The sequence below is a fragment of the Paenibacillus sp. FSL L8-0641 genome, assembly GCF_038006265.1.
Lineage (GTDB): Bacteria > Bacillota > Bacilli > Paenibacillales > Paenibacillaceae > Paenibacillus > Paenibacillus polymyxa_D.
This window is the reverse complement of record NZ_JBBOUW010000001.1, coordinates 4,515,542-4,534,954: the sequence shown is the minus strand read 5'-3', so window position 1 is coordinate 4,534,954 and position 19,413 is coordinate 4,515,542. Positions and strand designations below refer to the sequence as shown.

Below are 19,413 nucleotides of genomic sequence, written 5' to 3'. Positions count from 1 at the left end.
ATCGAATTTTGCTAAATCCTGATACCCGAAAAGTTAGGGTTCCTAATGCAGTTCTATATTTTGAATTGAGGTGACTGGATTTTCATGAAACGATATATAGCATGGGCTCAAGGAAGATCGTTTTGTTTGTATATGTTAATCGGCATCGTGATCTTGTTGCTGGCCGGATGTTCGGGAGGAGGACAGGCTGGACAGAATCAGAGCGATGGTTCGAAATCAACGGCAACATCTGATGCAACCGGAAAGTCGTCTGACGGTAAAGCTCAAGCTCCTCGTATTGTGGCGACTACGGTAGCCATTGCGGAAATCACGGATGCGCTGGGCTTGGATTTGGCAGGTAAGCCGACAAGCACGAAAGTGCTGCCTGACCGTTACAAGGATGTGCCTGATGTGGGTAATCCGATGAGCCCTGATATGGAAAAAGTGATGTCATTGAAGCCGACGGATGTACTGTCGGTGACGACACTGAAATATGATCTGGAGCCTAAATTTAAAGATTTGAACATCAATGCCAAATTTTTGAATTTTGAAAGTCTCGCGAATATGCAAAAAGAAATTCAAAAGCTGGGAGACACGTTTGGCAAAGCCGAAAAGGCTAAAGAGATTAATGGAGCTTTGGATGCCAAAGTAGCCGAAATTCAACAAAAGATCAAAGGAAAGAAATCTCCTAAAGTATTGATTTTGCTGGGAGTACCGGGAAGCTATCTGGTGGCTACCGAGCATTCCTATATTGGGGATCTGGTTAAAATTGCAGGCGGAACAAATGTGGTTCAGGGCGAGAAGGTGGAGTTCATTGCCCACAATACCGAAGCCTTGCAGCAATCCAACCCTGATATCATTTTGCGCGCTGCACACGGGATGCCGGATGAAGTAGTGAAAATGTTCGATGAAGAGTTCAAAACCAACGATATCTGGAAGCATTTCAACGCTGTGAAAAATGGGCATGTCTATGATCTGCCTGAACCGTTGTTTGGCACAACAGGGAATCTAGCGGCAAACTCGGCGCTAGATGAGCTGATGAAAATGCTGTATCCTTCGAATTAAAGGAAGCTGATGACATGTCCAAAAAAGGTTGGAGTCTTATTGTTGTAATGGTCTTGCTCGTCGGCGTCATGTTATATTCAGCGATGACAGGTAGTCTCAAGGTGGATTTGAGTCAGTTGGTCACCGGATTGTGGACAGGTACAGATGATCAGGTGAATGTGGTCAAGGACCTGAGACTACCGAGAATTATCGTAGCCGTGATGGCAGGTGCAGCACTTGCAGTGGCGGGTGTCTTGCTGCAAGCTGTTATGAAAAACCCGCTGGCAGATGCCGGAGTTATCGGCATTTCTTCGGGAGCAGCATTGATCTCGCTGATTGCGGTGACGGTCTTTCCAATGCTTTATTTCTGGATGCCGTTCTTTTCATTTATTGGCGGTGCGATAGCTTGTTTAATGGTTTATGGATTTTCATGGAGATCCGGCTTGCATCCGATTCGTCTCATTCTGATCGGGGTAGCTGTGAATGCCATTTTTTCTGGTTTAGGTCAGTCATTTAATTATCGAGGCAGTTATGCGGTCACCAGCATTAACCAGGTTACTACTTCAACCTTGTCTATGAAAAAATGGGTAGATGTCGAGGTTATTGTGACCTATGGCGGGATTGGACTAATTTTGGCCATGCTCGTGTTCTCTTGGTGCAATTTCTTGTCCCTTCAAGATAAAACAGCTAAAAATCTGGGATTCAATGTAACACGCGCACGACTTTTGATTTCTGTGATTGCAGTGCTGCTTGCAGCAACGGCTACAGCCATCGCAGGAGTGATTGCCTTTATCGGCCTGCTCGTTCCGCATTGTGCCCGCTACCTAGTTGGCTCGGATCATAAGTGGTTGATTCCATTTTCAGCCTTATGCGGTGGCTTGTTGCTGCTGCTCGCGGATACTCTGGGGCGGACGGTGCTTGCTCCCAATGAAATCCCGGCTTCTATTATTATGGCCGTCATTGGCGGGCCGTTCCTGATATTCCTGATCAGAAAGGCGGATCGCAGCTATGGACATTAAGGATATAACCTTCTCATATGATCGGAAAACAGATCGTCTGCACGCTATTCATGCTGTTATTGAGTCGGGACGGATTACGACCATTATTGGTCCCAACGGATGCGGCAAATCGACGCTGCTCAGCGTGATGTCCAACAATGCTGTTCCCCGCTTGGGACAGGTGATTCTGGACGGCAAAGAAATAGCCCACTACAAGCCCAAGGAGCTGGCCCGTCAATTGGCGGTAGTCCATCAGCAGAACGAGGCACCTTCCGACCTGACTGTAGAAAAGCTCGTAAGCTTCGGCAGGTTGCCGCATAAGAACATGTTCACAGCGAGGCGTGACGAGGATGAGGAGGCGATTGAGTGGGCGATAGCCTGTACTAACCTGAACGAACGTAGAACTCGCACGTTGGATCAACTCTCAGGAGGAGAACGGCAGCGTGTATGGATTGCAATGGCCTTGGCACAGCGGACGCCCATTTTATTTTTGGATGAGCCGACCACCTATTTGGATATGTACTACCAGCTTGAAATTTTAGAGCTCATTCGGCAGTTAAACCAGGAACATGGACTGACAATCGTGATGGTGCTGCATGATATCAATCAGGCTATTCGGTATAGCGATGTAATGATTGCCATGAAGGAAGGGCGTATTATAGCGAACGGCCCACCTACAGAGGTCGTTACATCTGAACTGATCCAGGCAGTTTATGATGTGGAGGTCGTAATCAAACAGGATGATGAAGCGGGCATGTATCTCATTCCGATAGGAGTCGGGGCTTCCTGACATTTACAAGCATACGGAACATTATTGCTGCGACTGAATAACGCGTTTGTCCTCACGGCATTTCAACGAATTTAAAACATGAAAATGGCTCTGGTCCATGTGTTTTGTTAGGTGACAACCGTGGAGACAGAAGCATTTTTTATTTTATTTATAAGATATTGGATGAGATTCAGGGACGGTTATGCTTATACTACGGTTCGAATCCGATCTTTTGTGTGTTATACTATTGCCGTCGGTAATTTTGTGTTTAGCACTTAACTAATGATAAGGATGGTATGCTTATATGATCAGTACAAGCGGCGTAACGCTTCGTTATGGGAAACGCCCACTTTTTGAAGACGTAAATATCAAATTTACTCCTGGGAACTGCTACGGCCTGATTGGGGCGAATGGCGCGGGCAAATCCACTTTTTTGAAAATTCTTTCCGGTGAAATCGAAGCCAATTCAGGCGAGGTTCACATGACACCGGGCGAACGGATGGCAGTGCTCAAGCAGAACCATTATGAATACGATGAATTCCCGGTTCTGGAAACCGTTATTATGGGTCATACGCGTCTGTATGAAATCATGAAGGAAAAAGATGCGCTGTATGCCAAAACAGAATTTACTGAAGCAGACGGCCTGCGTGCCGGTGAACTGGAAGGCGAATTTGCGGAGCTGAACGGTTGGGATGCTGAGCCGGATGCAGCTTCCTTGCTGATCGGTCTTGGTATTCCTCGCGACCTGCATGACAAGAACATGTCTGAGCTGAGTGGTAATGACAAGGTACGTGTTCTCCTGGCTCAAGCGTTGTTTGGTCGTCCGAACAATTTGCTGCTTGATGAGCCTACCAACCATTTGGACCTCGAATCCATTCAATGGCTGGAAAATTTCTTGATGGACTATGAAGGCACCGTCATCGTCGTATCCCATGATCGTCACTTCCTGAACAAGGTATGTACGCATATTGCGGATATCGATTTTGGCAAAATCCAGATGTACGTCGGCAACTACGACTTCTGGTATGAGTCCAGCCAGCTTGCGCTTGCCCTGACGCGTGATGCCAACAAGAAAAAGGAAGAGAAGATCAAGGAACTGCAAGCCTTTATTCAGCGCTTTTCCGCGAATGCTTCCAAGTCCAAACAAGCTACTTCACGTAAAAAACAACTGGATAAAATTACGCTGGACGACATCCGTCCATCGAACCGTAAATATCCTTTCCTGAACTTCAAGCCTGAACGCGAAGCAGGCAAACAACTCTTGACAGTAGACCGCCTCAGTAAAACCGTTGAAGGCGAGCAAGTGCTGAATGAGTTCAGTCTGGTTGTGAACAAAGGCGATAAAATCGCGTTTGTTGGGCCGAACGGTTTGCCTAAATCGACGCTCTTCCAAGTATTGATGAACGAGATTGAAGCAGACAGCGGAGAATTTTCTTGGGGGATTACAACTAGCCAAGCTTATTTCCCGAAAGATAATTCCACCTATTTTGAAGGTGTGGACATGAATCTTGTGGAATGGCTCCGTCAATATTCCAAGGATCAGGACGAAACGTTCCTGCGTGGCTTCTTGGGACGTATGCTTTTCTCTGGTGAAGAAGCACTTAAGAAAGCAAGTGTACTGTCCGGGGGCGAAAAGGTTCGCTGTATGCTGGCGAAAATGATGCTGAACGGTGCCAATGTGCTGTTGCTGGAAGAACCGACCAACCACTTGGATTTGGAGTCCATTACAGCGCTGAACAATGGTCTGATTGATTTTGACGGTACTATATTGTTCACATCTCATGACCATCAGTTTATTCAAACGATTGCGAACCGCATTGTGGAAATTACACCAAACGGCGTAATCGACCGTACGATGAGCTATGATGAATACTTGGAAAATGAAGAAATCGCGAAATTGCGTGAACGTATGTATCCGGTAGAAATCGGCTAAAATTCCAACCGGCTATCTTCAACAACTAGATAAACGAAAGAGGAGCTCCTTTAGGCCATTGAGATGGCAGGGAGACTCCTCTTTTTCGTTTTTGTGCCATGCCCATAGCTTACTTGGCTCTGGCCGTGAGGTAAGATAGACCTCGCCAGACCTTTGGTACCCTATAAAGGCTATGAGGTGGCTTATGATCCGCCTGTACGACGGCGTTGGTTGTTCGGCTTCTTCGTATTTTGGCTTTTAAGTGTTTTGGTGGAACCGCCTTGAAAGCCGCCCTGCTGTGAAGCGCCGGACTGCTGTTTTTTTTGTGCCAGCTTTTCCCGAATGGCATCTGCGAGATTAACTTTACGTGGTTCATTGGCATCGCTCATGAATAAATTCCTCCTGTTGCCGCCAGATTCATGTCAATCATGTTGGATTGAAGAAAAACGCGGCTGTGTCCTCATTTTATACGTTTTTAAAAGAAGGGACAAGGGCAACAATGATAACACCCATCTGGGGTGGGGCGGGAGAGAAAACGTCTGTTTTTTGTGTGAAGGAAAAAATGTTTTGTGTAACCTACAGGAATGGGGCCTGGCAATACTTTTTCGTTGTTCCTACAGCGATGCAGAGCGGAAAGACTGTTTCTCTAGACCCACACAAAGTTCGTCTGCTATCCTGAAAATAACAGTTACCCAAAGGTGAATTGTTATTTTCAGGATAGCTACGCTGCTTGTTTGAAAAGTTAATGTTGAGGGTTCAAGGCAGCGATGCTGCTATTTTTATTTTTGGGCCCGGTGAGGTCGTTCTGCTGGGAACTATATATTTGAAGGAGTGTCCTACGTTGTGGTAAATGTCTATGATGAAATCCGAAAAGGTGAGCGTGGGGCGTGGGTAAGCATTGCTGCTTATCTCTTGCTGTCCGCCTTTAAGCTGATTAGCGGGTATATATTTGCTTCTAGCGCATTGCGGGCGGATGGCTTCAATAATGTCACCGATATTGTAGTGTCGGTTGCTGTACTGGTTGGACTGAGAATTTCCCAAAAGCCACCGGACTCTGATCATGCCTATGGACATTTTCGGGCAGAAACGATCGCGGCGCTGCTGGCGTCCTTTATTATGGCTGTCGTCGGTTTGCAGGTGCTTATTGATGGGATCGGCAGCATTTTCAAGGGCGGAAAGCAAATACCGGATATCACCTCCGCGGGTGTAGCTGTGATTTGTGCCGTGATTATGCTGGGAGTGTACTTGTACAATAACAGGCTGGCACGGCAAATTAACAATAAGGCTTTGCTGGCAGCGGCCAAGGATAATCTATCGGATGCACTTGTCAGTGTTGGGGCAGCAGTTGGCATTATCGGCGCACAGTTCGGGCTACCCTGGCTGGATACTGTAGCTGCGATCGCGGTAGGATGTATCATTTGCAAAACAGCGTGGGATATTTTTAAGGATTCCACACACAGCTTGACCGATGGATTTGATGAGCAAGAACTGTCTGACTTACGAAGTACGATTGCCCGTATACCTGGAGTAGAGGGGATTCGGGACGTTAAGGCACGTGTACACGGCAATCATGCACTAGTGGATGTGGTCATTGAGGTGAATCCGCAACTCAGCCTGATTGAAGGGCATCGGATCAGCGACCGGATTGAGGAGCGCCTACAAGAGGTTCATAATACGATGCATGTCCATGTCCATGTAGAACCCAAATTATAGATTAATTATTAAATAGTTAGTATTAAAAGTGACTTTAGACCTATATGTAAAAGGCGTATACGCTTCCTTTTGTGACGTTTGGATTATATCTCTCTTCCTGCTGCTTTTACTATAATGAAGGCATGTCCGGCTATATTCGTCGGAATTGGATATGCTCTTCAAATTCGTAAAAACAGCCAGGAGGTGCAACATTGAGAAGACGCGTGATGGGAATGCTCATGACGTCAGCCGCGCTGTTGACAGCAATTCATGTGGCGCCGGGTCAGGTTGACGCAGCGGCATCAACAGCATCCACGGGACAGAAGGCGGTTATTCAGGCGGCTGTAAAGCTTAGATCCGGTCCTTCGACTACAGGGGATGTAGTCAGCTTTATGAAGCAGGGAGAGGCCGTAACGGTATTGGAGAAAACCAACAGCTATTGGTATAAGATCAAGACTTCTGATGGAGTAACCGGATACACTAGCAGCTCCGACAAGTACATAAAAGTTGGCGCTACCAGCGTCGCTGCTGCTGTCACCCCGTCTACCACTCGTAAATCGGAAGCCACAGAGTCAGTTAAAAATGTTTCAGCTAAAGAGGCTGTGGCCTCAGTGAATAGTTCTGCCGGTCAAACGAAAGCTACGATTCAAACGTCCGTTCGTTTGCGGGCGGAGGCATCCACTTCTTCCGAGGTCTTGGGCTATTTGAATGCAGGGGATGTCGTTACGATTACCGATCCAAGTAATGCCTATTGGTTCAAGGTTACCAATGCTGGTGGTACGGTGGGTTACGTCAGCTCGTCTCCACAGTATATTCGTATTGGTGAGGGCGTTGTTGTGCAGCAGCCTGTGTCTGCTCCGGTGACAACCACTCCTGATACTACTGCAATACCTGTGACAGCCTCTCCTGCGTCAACTATGAGCATATTTTCCAGTGATGCAGCGGCTGCAATAGAGCAGGTTATTAACACGGGGATGACTTATCTCGGAACTCCATATGAATATGGTTCGGATCGTAGCAGTACGGCTACTTTTGATTGCTCGGCATTTACCCGTCAAATTTTCCGTCAGGCTGTAGGTATCCAGCTTCCGGCAGATTCTCGTTCACAGGGTGAGTGGATCAAGCAAAACAGTCAGCCGAATACGGACATGACTACGCTGAAGCGTGGCGATTTGCTCTTCTTTACAAATTATAATGCATCTTCCGGGGCGTACACGTCCTTGGATAACTCCTCCCAAACGATTACACACGTAGCTGTATATTTGGGAGACAACAAGCTTCTCCATACGTTTTCTGTAGCGGGTGGCGGTGTAAAAGTTACGGATTTCAGCAAGCCTTGGCAGGACCGTTTCCTGTTTGGGGGCAGCGTGATTCAATAAAAGCGCCGCTAACTGTTAAAAAGCTGCATCAAAAAAGGATGTTCCACAGCCCTGTTGACCAGGGTGGGAACATCCTTTTTTTATAGACATTTAGAATATTGCTTTTGTGCAGCTAGCATCCGATAACTATGAAACCCGTTTTCTTCTGGTGAAGAGTGAAATGACGAACAACACCAGAAATATCACAAATAATATTTTAGCGATTGTAGCAGCTACGGACACGACGATACCAAAAAAACCTAAGATACCGGCGATCACAGCAAAAATTAAGAATAAAGCGGACCATTTTAGCATGTTCTGTATCCTCCTTTAATTGTATATAATGTGGCATACTCACGCCCCGATAGAGCATGGTTGCAGATGATGGAGACTTCTATAGAATATTCGTGTCTGTGCCATCGTTATACGTTGTTTTAAACGGTGTGAGAGTCCGTGAATCATAACGTTTGGAGCGGAGAAGAAGCCAGCCTGGACGTTGTTTCGTGTCTGAATCTAAAGGGTAACTATGCAGTAATCATAAACATCATCGTGAAAGACGAAAGAGAGGTTACGCTATGTTAACACAGGTCAGCATTTTTATTATTGCTATCGCATTTGCAGTTCTCGTTATTTTCCTCATTAAAACGTTGAAAGCAGCACAAGGCTCTTTGGATAAGGTGACTCAAACCTTGCAGGATGTACAAAAAACGATTGATGAACTGAGTTATGAAGTAAAACAAACGGTTCGACATGCGAATGACATCACCGCAGATGTTGATCATAAATTGAAGCAAGTGGAGCCAGTGATGGAATCGGTTAGAAATTTGGGGGAGGTACTCAGCGAAGTGACGTTGGCTGCCAAGCAGGCTTCAACAGCGTTAATGACACGGTTTCAGAAATCGCATAGCGCTGCGAGTAATACTTCCAGAACGGATAACGCGATCAAGGCAACGACATCGAATAGACCTTTGACCGCAACGGAGCGGACGGTTCAGAGCTACAATGCGACTTATGAGGAGCCTGCGGCCAAGCCAGGTAAAAACTGGTTGGGTTATGTAGACATCGCTGCTGGGGTGTGGCAGAAAATGCGTCAGTAGCATAGTGGCTGAACCGTAAACTACAGGAAATTCATTGAAAGGGTGAGATTTATGATGAAGACGTTATTACTAGCTGCTGGTTTGCTCACTCCCTTTTCCGGACAGGATACGGTTCAGCAAACCGTTTCCCCGCAAATAGCGGGACATGTGGTTAGGACTGTGCAGACGATACCCGCTCCACATGCTGTACCAGCAGATTTTCATACCTTAAATGGCATATCTTTGGATGATACACGTGCTGATGTATTGAAAAAGCTGGGCAAGCCACAGCGAGTCAAAAAGGATAAGTTGCTGCTTTCTACAGAATACCAATATCCAGATGTTGTGGTAGGTATGCGTGAGGACGTCGTTTCTTATGTGCATGTAGATCCTGCTGCCGGTCGAATCAAGGTGAATGATAAGTGGCTGCCGCTGCAACGGAAAACGCTCGATCAGGCGCTGGGTGGCTCGCAATTCACGGCGGAAGACGGAGAGGTATATGTACGCGGACAACGTGCAATCAAAGTGTTTATGGATGAGACGTCTGATAAACCTAAGTATGTTGAGTTTTTTGATGAAACGGAATGGTAATTGATTTTTTTAAGGCATGACATAACATGGAAGTTTCAAATGGATATGTGAAGTGTAATAGTCAGAGAAGTCAATCCTTAAAGGAGCGTGAGAAACATGAATCAGACCAATCATAAATCTTATGCCAAAGTGGTAGATAACGGTGTACAAGCCGTTGAAGCAGTAAATGAGTTGCGTAACACAGGCTATCGTTATGAGGATGTGTTCGTGCTCGCTCATGATCAGGATCGGACAGATCGTATTGCCGATACGGTGGATGCCAAGGAAATCGGGATTAAGGAAGAGGGCGTTTTCGATTCATTAGCCAACTTGTTCCGTTCCCGCGGCGATGAGCTTCGCGCTAAAATTACTTCCTTGGGATTTACAGATACGGAAGCTGACTTTTATGAAAAAGAACTGGATCAGGGGAAAGTGCTGGTCATTGCTAAAAAAGCGTGATATCGCTGTTCACTATAAGAGCAGCGTGACATTAGATTCGAAAAAGAGGAAGTTGACCGCAGCACAAGTGTTTCGCGGGTCCTCCAAAAACATAGATAAGGAATGGGGTTCAGCCTCATTCCTTATCTATGTTTTTGGAATGCCTTCTTACGGAAACACTACTACTAATCAACAAGGGTGTTGCCGTTTAAGTAGGTATAGTATAATACATGAGTTACAGATAAGGAGAAGCCAATGAGAATTCTAATTGTTGACGATAACCCGACGAATATCATTATTATTCGTGAGATACTAAAAAAAGAAAATTATCGGGATGTGATCTCTGCTAACTCGGCCGCAGAAATGTTAGAGCATCTGGGAATAGGCGATCGTACCATTAGTCTCAGGCCCCGTCCTTCAGATATTGATCTGGTGCTGCTGGATATGATGATGCCTGAAATGGACGGCATTGAAGCTTGCAGTATTGTGCAGGAATATGAGCATTTAAAAGATATCCCGATTATTATGGTAACGGCTGTAGGTGATTCTAAAAAATTGGCTGAAGCTCTGGATGTGGGAGCCGTCGATTACGTCACGAAGCCGATCAACAAGGTAGAGCTAATGGCGCGAATCCGATCTGCCTTGCGTCTCAAATTGGAGAAGGACTGGCATAAGGATCGGGATCAGCGAATTCAGGATGAGTTGAAGCTGGCCGCGATGGTGCAGCAAGCGGTACTTAGTCCTGCCATTCAGGACCCGGTGCTGCAAGTAAATGCGCTCTATCAGCCTTCCTTTGAACTGGCAGGGGATTTATATTCTTGGTATCCGTTAGGGGAGGGGCGATATGCCATCATTTTGCTGGATATGATGGGACATGGCATTTCTTCTTCGCTGTTCTGCATGTTCATTGCATCTGTACTTAAGGACACGGTGACCACGTATGTGGAGCCTGAGAAGGTCATACAAGAGCTGAATCGTCGTTTTAATCAACTGGATCTGGGCAAACAGCTGGTACAGTATTATTTTACGGCGATTTATATGGTGATTGATACCCGTGCACGGCGAATTGACTATGTAAATGCGGGACATCCTCCCGGTTTGCTGTTCAACCAGGATGGTAGCATTACCAAATTTGACCGTGCATGCAGCCCGGTTGGTTTATTTGATAAGATTGATGCAGAAATGCACACGATTCATTATGAAGGAACAGGGCATATCGCTTTGTATACGGATGGCTTGCTGGAGGCGGTGGAAGGTGAATATGAGGAGCAGTTGGAGTATCTGACTGAGTGTCTGCGTAAATATGAGCAATGGAATGAAGAAGCGATGCTGGATGCTTTTTTTCGTAAAGAGGCGCCACAAGATCGTGATGATGATAAATGCCTGATCTGGATTTCGTTGAAAGAGGGAGAGAGCTTGCATGAAAATCAGAAATAAACTGCTGATTGGCTTTGGATCGCTTATGGCGATCCTCCTTGTGCTGACACTAATCAGCTATGACCGGATGGGGAGCCTGAATGAGCAGTTGAATCAGGTTTATCAGGATCGATATATGAAAGTCCGGAAAACAACAGCTATTCGCGGGCAGGTGAACGATATGGCCAAAGTGATGGCCAATCTGATCTTGAATCCAGGTTCCTCCGTTAGTGAGGCCAAACGCGAGCTGGACGATATTTCGGCTACTGGAACGAAAGTGCTGGCTAGTCTGCAAACGAATTCCGGCACCAGTGAAGAGCAACAGCAGGTTGATCGGGTAGCCGTCGCGTGGAATGAATTTTTAAGTTACGAACAAAGACTGGTCTCTTTGTTGGGGCAAGATCGTATTGATGAGGCTAACGCTTTCCGCAATAGTACTGGTTTGCCTGCCCAAGAGGAGGCGATGGATAGTATTAATGCCCTTGCCGTTTTTCAGGATCGGGAAATTGATAGCGACATGAAGCAAGCTAATTTGGCGTATGAAGAATCTGTGCAGATTACCACAATTCTGATGGCCGCCGGCCTGATCATGGGCTTACTGGTTATTTTGTGGGTGCTCCCAAGTATTGCCAAAGGTCTAAATGTCGTGAATCTCATGATTAATGGTTTTGGCAAGGGAAAGTACAGGGCCATCAGCCGAATGAGTGTTGCCTCCAAAGATGAAATCGGTGAGGTCGCTCGTGTATTTCAACAAATGGCCGGAGACTTGGAAGAAAAGCGGAAATTTGAACATTCCGTTCTTCAAACGCAGAAGGACCAAACTTGGCTTAATGCCAATACTGCTCGGGTGACTGAGTTGTTCCGTGGCGTAAATTCACTGGAGCAAGTTGCTCAGATGTTCATTAGTGAGTTTACGCCCATCTTGGGAGGCAGTTATGGAGCCATCTATTTGCAAGGAAAAGATGTAGAAGACAACCGATTTAAGTTATACGGCTCCTATGCAAAGGTGACTGGCGAAAATTCGATTAGAGACGTTATCCAGGTAGGCGAAGGGTTGCTCGGACAATGTGTTTTGGATCGTAAGCCGATCTTGATTACAGAGGCTCCTGACGGATATTTGTCCATAGGCTCTGCCTTAGGAGAAAGTAAGCCAGTGGGAATTATGATTTTCCCTATTTTGTTCGAAGATGAGTGCATCGGTGCTATAGAAATAGCGTCACTGGATCGCTTCAGTGATCTGGAAACGAAGCTGTTTGCTCAATTAGTAGAGAGCATGGGGATTATTCTGAACAATATCAAGGGACGGATGCGTGTAGAGCAATTGCTGCGCGAGTCCCAGGCACTTACTGAGGAATTGCAATGCCAGTCCGAGGAGCTACAAACTCAGCAAGAGGAACTCAAGCGCTCCAACGAAAATTTGGAGGAGCAAACAGAGGAACTCAAGCGTTCAGAGGAATTGTTACAGCGTCAACAAGAAGAATTGGAGCATTTTAATACTGAACTAATTGCCAAAACCAGAGCGCTAGAAGAACAGGTACGAGAAGTGGAAGAAAAGAACGACGAGATTGAACATGCACGAGCTCAGTTGGAACAACAGGCCATGCAGCTAGGAATCACAAGCAAATACAAATCCGAGTTTTTGGCCAATATGTCTCATGAGCTGCGTACTCCGCTAAATAGCTTGCTCATTCTTTCTCAGCTCTTGTCTGAGAACAAGGAGGGCAATCTCAAGCCGAAGCAGGTGGAATATGCACAAACCATTTATATGTCAGGCGCGGATTTGCTGAAAATGATTGATGAAATTCTGGATTTATCCAAAGTGGACGCTGGAAAAATGGATATTAACCATGAAGCGGTCCACTTGAAGGAACTGGAACTGTTTGTGGAGCAGAATTTTGCTCCGGTCGCAGCCCAACGTGGGCTTCAACTGCATACCGAGATCGAAGAGAACTTGCCAGATGCCATTATCAGTGACGGTTATCGTCTCAAACAAATTTTACGTAATTTGTTGTCCAATGCATTCAAGTTCACCACGGAAGGATCTATTCGTTTCAGTGTATCTCGGGCAAATGGAGAACAGCTTCCGGGTCTGCTAAATCCACGAAGATCCTATCTGGCTCTATCTGTGCATGATACGGGCATTGGGATTGCTTCCGATAAAACGGATCTGATCTTCGAAGCCTTCCAGCAGGTAGACGGTACAACCAGCCGGAAATATGGGGGGACAGGACTAGGTCTGTCAATCAGCCGCGAGCTTTCCAGATTGTTGGGCGGTGTGATTACGGTGGAATCCGAGCAGGGACAGGGCAGTTGCTTCACACTGTATTTGCCGGAACAAACGCCTACGGCTGAGGATATGGATTCTCATTCGAGAGAGGAATTTAACGGTACGGATGTGAATTCGAATTTTGAGAATGTTGCAGCCTCGGCAGAAACGGACCTTCCCATGATTATGCCTGCTAAACAGTTGCCATTATATCAGATACCTTCGAAAAACAAAGCGGAGGACATTATACATCCAGGGGACGACCGAAACGAGATTACCTCGCAGGATAAAGTGCTGCTGATTATTGAGGATGATATTAATTTTGCTAATATTTTGTACGATATGGCTCGTAGCCGGGGCTTTAAGGCACTGATCGCTCTCCAAGGAGACGATGGGCTCAACATGGCTCAGTCTTATTTGCCGGACGCTATTATATTAGATATTCAATTACCTGTGATGGATGGCTGGTCCATTTTAGGCGAGCTAAAAGGAAATTCATCGACACGTCATATTCCAGTGCATGTTATTTCAGTCATAGATGATGTGAAGCAGGGCTTAATGATGGGCGCGATTGCCTATCTCAAAAAGCCTTCCTCGAAGGAAAGTCTGGATAAGGCATTTTCACATATAAAATCGTATACAGACCAAATGGTCAAACGTCTTCTTGTGGTTGAAGATGACGATAATCAGCGTAAATCCATTATTGAGCTGATCGATCATGATGATGTTGCCATTACGGCGGTATCGACAGGTCAGGAAGCACTGAATGAGCTGGCCACTCAGCGGTATGACTGCATGGTACTGGATCTGATGCTGAGCGACATGACTGGTTTTGAGCTGCTGGATCGTATTCGAGAGAACGAGCAGCTAGCTGATCTGCCGATCATTATTTATACAGGCAAAGATCTGGATAACAAAGAAGAAACGCAACTTCGCAAATATGCAGAGTCTATTATTATTAAAGATGTTAAATCGCCGGAACGGCTTTTGGACGAAACAACGCTGTTCTTGCATCGTGTAGAGGCGAATCTTCCTGAGGACAAACGCAAAATTTTGCAAAAGCTATACAACAAGGAAGAGCTGTTTGAAGGTAAAAAAATATTGTTGGTAGACGATGATATTCGCAATGTATTTGCTCTGTCCAGTGTGCTGGAAAGCTATCGTATGGATGTTACCTTTGCGGAAAATGGAAGAGAAGCACTGGAACTGCTGGAACAGACACCTGATTTTGATCTGGTGCTGATGGATATGATGATGCCGGAAATGGATGGATATGAAGCGATGCGACGTATCCGGCTAATGCCACAATTCGAGAAGATGCCTATTATTGCCCTGACAGCCAAGGCCATGAAGGATGATCGTTCCAAGTGTATTGAGGCAGGCGCTTCCGATTATGTGAAAAAACCGATTCAAACCGAACAACTTTTATCATTAATGCGGGTGTGGTTGTATTCGTAACCCAAAAAAATGGGTAATATAAATCGACACATGATGGGAGCGGCACAGGCAAAACCTATTTAGGAATTGGAGAGAGATTATGACATCTAAGGATATGGCGGATAATGCTGCTAATGAAGTGAAATCGAATGATGCCGAGCGGGAATTGATTGAGATTGAGCTGTTGCTGGAAGGTATACATCGGCTGTACGGCTACGATTTCCGTAACTACGCTCTGCCTTCGATTAAGCGGCGTGTTTATTATCATGCGCAGTCCGAGAATGTAAGCACGATATCAGGACTTCAGGAGAAGGTGCTGCATGATCGCAGCGCCTTCGATAGGCTGGTACAGAGCCTTTCCATTCCGGTGACCGAGATGTTCCGTGACCCGGAGCTGTTTCTGAATTTCAGACAGAAAATCATTCCTATTTTGCGAACGTATCCGTATATTCGAATATGGCATGCAGGTTGCTCCACGGGTGAGGAAGTATATTCTATGGCGATCTTGCTGCATGAGGAAGGCTTATATGATAAGGCCCGCATTTATGCGACGGATATGAATAACCTGTCTTTACAGCAGGCGAAGGAAGGCGTATACGGGATCGACCGAATGAAGCTGTATACCAAAAATTATTTGGAGTCCGGGGGCACACAATCGTTCTCTGAATATTATACAGCCAAGTATGATTCAGTGATGTTTCATCCTTTTTTACGGAAAAATATTATTTTTGCGGAGCACAACTTAGCGACAGACCGGTCCTTTAACGAGTTCAATGTTATTTTTTGCCGGAATGTCATGATCTATTTTAACGACGAACTTCGCAACCATGTACATGGGTTGTTTTATGATAGCTTGAGTCATTTTGGCGTGTTGGTGCTTGGGGCCAAGGAATCCATACATTTTACCGATTATAGTGATTCCTACGAGCCGCTGGACCGGATAGAAAAAATATACCGGAAGATTAAATAGAGATGCTTAGGAGGATTCCATGGGGCTTCATGAACCGATTCATATATTGCTGGTAGATGACAGACCTGAGAACCTGCTCGCTCTTGAGGCGGTGCTGGAGAGTGAACAATATAATCTGGTAAAGGCCACATCCGGGGAAGAAGCGCTGCGATGTCTATTAAAAGATGAATTTGCACTCGTAGTCCTGGATGTGCAGATGCCGGGTATGGATGGTATTGAGACCGCAAAGCTAATCAAGGCCAGAGAGAAAACGAAGGATATTCCGATTATCTTCATTTCAGCTAACAGCAAGGAAGCGGAGCATTTATTTGCGGGATATTCAGCAGGCGGTATTGATTATATGGTTAAGCCGTTCATCCCTCAAATTCTCAAGTCCAAAATTGAAGGTTTCGTGCAAATGTATCTGACAAATAAGCGTTTGAAGACACAGTCCCATCTGCTTCATCAGAAGACCCAGCAGCTGGAGAAGATGAACAGCGAACTGATTGCCGCCAAGGAGGCAGCGGAGATTGCTGCCAATGCCAAAACGGAATTTCTGGCGATGATGAGCCATGAGATCCGCACACCTATGAACGGCGTCATTGGAATGATTGATTTGCTGATGGAGACGGAGCTGCAAAGCGACCAACAGGAATATGCCGATATCATCCGTCGTAGTGCAGATGCACTGGTAGCAGTCATTAATGATATTCTGGACTTCACTAAGCTGGAGTCAGGCAAAATGGAGGTAGAGGAATATCCTTTTGATCTGGTTTCCTGTATCAAGGAAGTTTTCAGCCTATTTACGGTAGAAGTGAACCGAAAGAACTTGGAACTGGTTTATTTTCTCGATGAACAGATGCCTCCTGTGTTATATGGAGATATGGGAAGATTGCGTCAAGTACTGATTAACCTGATATCCAATGCTGTCAAATTTACAGACCGGGGCGGGGTGTATGTTTTCGCATCTGTCAAAGAGCAAAGCGATAATGGACTTACCGTTGAGTTTTCTGTGAAGGATACAGGCATTGGTATTGATCCGGCTAAGGTTGGAAGGTTGTTTCAGCCCTTTTCCCAACTGGATTCTTCAATGACACGTAAATATGGTGGAACCGGGTTAGGACTCGCCATTTGTAAAACCTTAGTGAATATGATGGGCGGAGATATCCGTGTAGATACGAGCGGAGAACAGGGCGTGACGTTTCATTTCACAATGAAGCTTGGCTTTGCTCAGGAAAATGAACTGGAGGGAGAGTCCAGCCACGATTGGGAAATTCCACATCAGGAATCTCCAAGTCGTAGACCTGTACTGGTCGTTGATGATCATCCGATTAACCAGAAGCTGATGGTTAATATACTGGATAAGCTCGGACTGGCTTCAGATGTGGCAGCAGATGGACAGCAGGCGCTTGATATGGTCACGGCTAATCAGGACTATGACTATATCTTTATGGACTTGCAGATGCCTGTGATGGACGGTCTGGAGTGTACGGGTAGAGTGCGTGAACAATTGGCGGGAAGATCGCAACCTGCCATTATCGCCATGACGGCTAACGTCATGGAGGGTATTCAGCCTCGATGTATTGAAGCGGGGATGAACGATTATATTAGTAAGCCCGTTAAAATCAGCAGTGTAAAACAGGCATTGCTACGGCATTCTCCGGACCATTTTCCAATGCAACCGGGTAAAGATCAGATCAATGAAGCTTAGATGGTGGCATTTGGTAGTGTTTAAAAAGTTATACCGTGATTCAAACGCTCGTATAATGGGTTAGTATGTAGGGAAATCTTTTTTTGGGAGAGTAGGCCTATGAATACAAATAAAAATGAGAAGTTTAATGCAATTACGGAAACAACCGATGGCGTAAATACCGTTTATCTGAGTGGAGAGTTGGATCTTTCGGTAGCACCTGATTTTCGTCTGGTGATGGAGCCTTTGGTGGGGGAATCCAGCCAAGATTTGATTATTAACTTGAGAGACCTTAAATACATTGACAGCACAGGTATTGGAATCTTGTTATCCATTTTAAAAGCAAGGCATGGGATGGAGTCTCGCTTTGCTGTTCAAGAGGTACCGCCTCAAATTCAAAAGCTATTTGATATGACTGGTATTGCCAAATTCTTTGTCCCCCAGGAGAATTCCCAATAGGAAAGGAAAGAAAAAGAAATGAACGCTCAAATTCAAAAAGTAGTTCTTAATTTGCCGGCAACTGCTGACTTTGTTGATATTGTAAGATTAAATTTATACGGTATTGCCGCGAAAATGGGATTCTCTTATGAGGATATTGAAGACATGAAAGTGGCTGTATCGGAAGCCTGTAATAACTCTGTCCTTTATGCATATGGTCATGAGGGGGGAGTCGTGGAAGTGACATTCGAATTTGATGAAGTTTCGCTGTCCATTCGTGTCAAAGATGAAGGGGAGAGCTTTGAACGCGTGGAGGACCCGTCCCGTATCGCATCCTTGCATGACAAGGAGTTGAATGATGCACAGATAGGCGGATTAGGCTTTTATCTCATGCAGGCGCTTATGGACGATGTCCATATCTTGAATGAGACAGGAAAAGGCACCGAAGTGGTGCTGGTAAAGCGCTTGACCAGAAGTGAGGAAAGAGTATGAATGAAAAGGTAACTCCCCCGGAGTCGATGGATGAAGCCGTTGGTCTAATCTGGGAGTACCAGCAAACCAAGGATAACGAGATTGCTACCGTGCTGATCCGCAAGTATGAGCCGATGGTCAAGATGGCTGCCGGGAAAATCTCCCGTAACCGTCCGGACTTATACGAGGATTTATATCAGACCGGTCAGATGGCTTTGATACGTCTGCTTCAGCAATACGATATCAGCTTGGGTATCCCATTTGAACCGTACGCTATGAAAAGTATGCTGGGACATATGAAAAATTATTTGCGCGACAAATCCTGGTACATCCAGGTTCCTCGCCGCATTAAGGAAAAGGGTGCGCTTGTTCAACATGCTATTGATGAACTGACCGTTAAGTTGGAACGCTCACCCAATGTGGACGAGATTGCGACCTATTTGGATCTAACCGTGGAAGAAACGATCGAGGTGCTTGCTGGTCGTGAGTGCTATCACTATGTTTCACTGGACTCGCCTTTATCCCAGGAAGAGAGTGCAGCTACGTTAGGCGAGCTCATTAGCTCGGATGCTAACGATTATGACACTGTGGAAAAACGAATGGATTTGCAGCAGGCTTTAAGCCAACTGAAGGAGCAGGAACAGAAGGTGCTTCTTCTGGCATTTCAGGACGGTCAATCTCAACGTGCGATTGCCCAGACGTTGGGCGTATCACAGATGAGCGTTTCCCGTATTCAGAAGCGGGCTACGGAAAAGCTGAAGCAGATTATGTCTAATTCCTCTATTTCATGAGAAAAACGCGGAATTCTTGGTTTAACATATTTGATGTCACATCGTAAGGACACGTTATTCCGATATGGGAAACGTGTCCTTTTTATAAAGCGAAAAAGGTTGGGAGGAAGGTTGGAATC

At 45.7% G+C, this 19,413-nt stretch carries 18 protein-coding genes; 16 read left to right on the top strand and 2 right to left on the bottom strand.

Features of this window, described 5'->3' with window-relative positions:
• Positions 1 to 84: 84 nt before the first annotated feature.
• From isdE to MKY16_RS20655, 4 genes are all read left to right on the top strand, one after another.
• Positions 85 to 1,044: a heme ABC transporter substrate-binding protein IsdE gene (gene isdE / locus MKY16_RS20670; protein ID WP_340956820.1), complete on the top strand. Its 960-nt coding sequence runs from the start codon at positions 85 to 87 to the stop codon at positions 1,042 to 1,044.
• Positions 1,045 to 1,058: 14 nt separating this feature from the next.
• Positions 1,059 to 2,042: a FecCD family ABC transporter permease gene (locus MKY16_RS20665; RefSeq protein WP_241113419.1), complete on the top strand. Its 984-nt coding sequence runs from the start codon at positions 1,059 to 1,061 to the stop codon at positions 2,040 to 2,042.
• Entirely contained in the window at positions 2,032 to 2,811 is a 780-nt protein-coding gene (locus MKY16_RS20660; protein WP_029517161.1) for an ABC transporter ATP-binding protein, read from the top strand. Before MKY16_RS20665 ends, MKY16_RS20660 begins: the two co-directional genes overlap by 11 nt.
• Before the next feature lie 283 nt (positions 2,812 to 3,094).
• Positions 3,095 to 4,723 carry an ABC-F family ATP-binding cassette domain-containing protein gene (locus tag MKY16_RS20655; RefSeq protein ID WP_013311942.1) on the top strand — a complete coding sequence of 543 codons (1,629 nt, stop codon included), beginning with the start codon at positions 3,095 to 3,097 and terminating at the stop codon, positions 4,721 to 4,723.
• A gap of 182 nt (positions 4,724 to 4,905) precedes the next feature.
• Here the strand turns inward: MKY16_RS20655 and MKY16_RS20650 are convergent, their stop codons facing one another.
• The gene (locus MKY16_RS20650) at positions 4,906 to 5,091 is read right to left on the bottom strand and encodes a hypothetical protein (RefSeq protein ID WP_029517162.1); all 186 of its coding nucleotides are present in this window, start codon (positions 5,089 to 5,091) and stop codon (positions 4,906 to 4,908) included.
• 454 nt (positions 5,092 to 5,545) lie between these two features.
• Between MKY16_RS20650 and MKY16_RS20645 the strand changes: the two genes are divergently transcribed.
• Both MKY16_RS20645 and MKY16_RS20640 read left to right on the top strand, forming a co-directional pair.
• Positions 5,546 to 6,415, top strand: coding sequence for a cation diffusion facilitator family transporter (locus tag MKY16_RS20645; protein ID WP_029517164.1), 870 nt, complete (start codon positions 5,546 to 5,548; stop codon positions 6,413 to 6,415).
• Positions 6,416 to 6,606: 191 nt separating this feature from the next.
• Complete coding sequence (locus MKY16_RS20640; RefSeq protein ID WP_340933169.1) at positions 6,607 to 7,773, top strand: C40 family peptidase; 1,167 nt, start codon at positions 6,607 to 6,609, stop codon at positions 7,771 to 7,773.
• A gap of 126 nt (positions 7,774 to 7,899) precedes the next feature.
• Here MKY16_RS20640 and MKY16_RS20635 read toward each other — a convergent pair whose 3' ends face one another.
• The gene (locus MKY16_RS20635) at positions 7,900 to 8,067 is read right to left on the bottom strand and encodes a DUF1328 domain-containing protein (RefSeq protein WP_029517166.1); all 168 of its coding nucleotides are present in this window, start codon (positions 8,065 to 8,067) and stop codon (positions 7,900 to 7,902) included.
• Positions 8,068 to 8,327: 260 nt separating this feature from the next.
• Between MKY16_RS20635 and MKY16_RS20630 the strand changes: the two genes are divergently transcribed.
• The 10 genes from MKY16_RS20630 (at position 8,328) to MKY16_RS20585 (ending at position 19,294) form a co-directional block, all read left to right on the top strand.
• Positions 8,328 to 8,849, top strand: a complete 522-nt coding sequence (locus MKY16_RS20630) for a DUF948 domain-containing protein (RefSeq protein WP_029517167.1) — start codon at positions 8,328 to 8,330, stop codon at positions 8,847 to 8,849.
• A gap of 51 nt (positions 8,850 to 8,900) precedes the next feature.
• Entirely contained in the window at positions 8,901 to 9,419 is a 519-nt protein-coding gene (locus MKY16_RS20625) for a hypothetical protein (RefSeq protein WP_029517168.1), read from the top strand.
• Positions 9,420 to 9,515: 96 nt separating this feature from the next.
• Positions 9,516 to 9,857: a general stress protein gene (locus MKY16_RS20620; RefSeq protein WP_023990277.1), complete on the top strand. Its 342-nt coding sequence runs from the start codon at positions 9,516 to 9,518 to the stop codon at positions 9,855 to 9,857.
• Between the two features lie 234 nt (positions 9,858 to 10,091).
• Entirely contained in the window at positions 10,092 to 11,273 is a 1,182-nt protein-coding gene (locus MKY16_RS20615) for a PP2C family protein-serine/threonine phosphatase (RefSeq protein ID WP_029517169.1), read from the top strand.
• The gene (locus MKY16_RS20610) at positions 11,257 to 14,976 is read left to right on the top strand and encodes a response regulator (protein WP_029517170.1); all 3,720 of its coding nucleotides are present in this window, start codon (positions 11,257 to 11,259) and stop codon (positions 14,974 to 14,976) included. Before MKY16_RS20615 ends, MKY16_RS20610 begins: the two co-directional genes overlap by 17 nt.
• Before the next feature lie 79 nt (positions 14,977 to 15,055).
• Complete coding sequence (locus tag MKY16_RS20605) at positions 15,056 to 15,925, top strand: CheR family methyltransferase (RefSeq protein WP_029517171.1); 870 nt, start codon at positions 15,056 to 15,058, stop codon at positions 15,923 to 15,925.
• Positions 15,926 to 15,944: 19 nt separating this feature from the next.
• The gene (locus MKY16_RS20600; RefSeq protein WP_029517172.1) at positions 15,945 to 17,615 is read left to right on the top strand and encodes a response regulator; all 1,671 of its coding nucleotides are present in this window, start codon (positions 15,945 to 15,947) and stop codon (positions 17,613 to 17,615) included.
• A gap of 99 nt (positions 17,616 to 17,714) precedes the next feature.
• Complete coding sequence (locus MKY16_RS20595) at positions 17,715 to 18,053, top strand: STAS domain-containing protein (protein WP_023990272.1); 339 nt, start codon at positions 17,715 to 17,717, stop codon at positions 18,051 to 18,053.
• Positions 18,054 to 18,071: 18 nt separating this feature from the next.
• Positions 18,072 to 18,524: an anti-sigma B factor RsbW gene (gene rsbW / locus MKY16_RS20590; RefSeq protein WP_013311930.1), complete on the top strand. Its 453-nt coding sequence runs from the start codon at positions 18,072 to 18,074 to the stop codon at positions 18,522 to 18,524.
• Positions 18,521 to 19,294 (top strand): sigma-70 family RNA polymerase sigma factor, encoded by a 774-nt coding sequence (locus MKY16_RS20585; protein WP_013311929.1) that lies wholly within the window; start codon positions 18,521 to 18,523, stop codon positions 19,292 to 19,294. The genes rsbW and MKY16_RS20585 overlap by 4 nt, the downstream gene beginning before the upstream one ends.
• The last annotated feature ends 119 nt before the right edge of the window (positions 19,295 to 19,413 follow it).

Excerpts from the sequence above, each read along its gene's own strand:
- isdE (WP_340956820.1), top strand. The coding sequence starts at position 85 with ATGAAACGATATATAGCATGGGCTCAAGGAAGATCGTTTTGTTTGTAT.
- MKY16_RS20665 (WP_241113419.1), top strand. The coding sequence starts at position 1,059 with ATGTCCAAAAAAGGTTGGAGTCTTATTGTTGTAATGGTCTTGCTCGTC.
- MKY16_RS20660 (WP_029517161.1), top strand. The coding sequence starts at position 2,032 with ATGGACATTAAGGATATAACCTTCTCATATGATCGGAAAACAGATCGT.
- MKY16_RS20655 (WP_013311942.1), top strand. The coding sequence starts at position 3,095 with ATGATCAGTACAAGCGGCGTAACGCTTCGTTATGGGAAACGCCCACTT.
- MKY16_RS20650 (WP_029517162.1), bottom strand. The coding sequence starts at position 5,091 with ATGAGCGATGCCAATGAACCACGTAAAGTTAATCTCGCAGATGCCATT.
- MKY16_RS20635 (WP_029517166.1), bottom strand. The coding sequence starts at position 8,067 with ATGCTAAAATGGTCCGCTTTATTCTTAATTTTTGCTGTGATCGCCGGT.
- MKY16_RS20630 (WP_029517167.1), top strand. The coding sequence starts at position 8,328 with ATGTTAACACAGGTCAGCATTTTTATTATTGCTATCGCATTTGCAGTT.
- MKY16_RS20625 (WP_029517168.1), top strand. The coding sequence starts at position 8,901 with ATGATGAAGACGTTATTACTAGCTGCTGGTTTGCTCACTCCCTTTTCC.
- MKY16_RS20620 (WP_023990277.1), top strand. The coding sequence starts at position 9,516 with ATGAATCAGACCAATCATAAATCTTATGCCAAAGTGGTAGATAACGGT.
- MKY16_RS20615 (WP_029517169.1), top strand. The coding sequence starts at position 10,092 with ATGAGAATTCTAATTGTTGACGATAACCCGACGAATATCATTATTATT.
- MKY16_RS20610 (WP_029517170.1), top strand. The coding sequence starts at position 11,257 with ATGAAAATCAGAAATAAACTGCTGATTGGCTTTGGATCGCTTATGGCG.
- MKY16_RS20605 (WP_029517171.1), top strand. The coding sequence starts at position 15,056 with ATGACATCTAAGGATATGGCGGATAATGCTGCTAATGAAGTGAAATCG.
- MKY16_RS20600 (WP_029517172.1), top strand. The coding sequence starts at position 15,945 with ATGGGGCTTCATGAACCGATTCATATATTGCTGGTAGATGACAGACCT.
- MKY16_RS20595 (WP_023990272.1), top strand. The coding sequence starts at position 17,715 with ATGAATACAAATAAAAATGAGAAGTTTAATGCAATTACGGAAACAACC.
- rsbW (WP_013311930.1), top strand. The coding sequence starts at position 18,072 with ATGAACGCTCAAATTCAAAAAGTAGTTCTTAATTTGCCGGCAACTGCT.
- MKY16_RS20585 (WP_013311929.1), top strand. The coding sequence starts at position 18,521 with ATGAATGAAAAGGTAACTCCCCCGGAGTCGATGGATGAAGCCGTTGGT.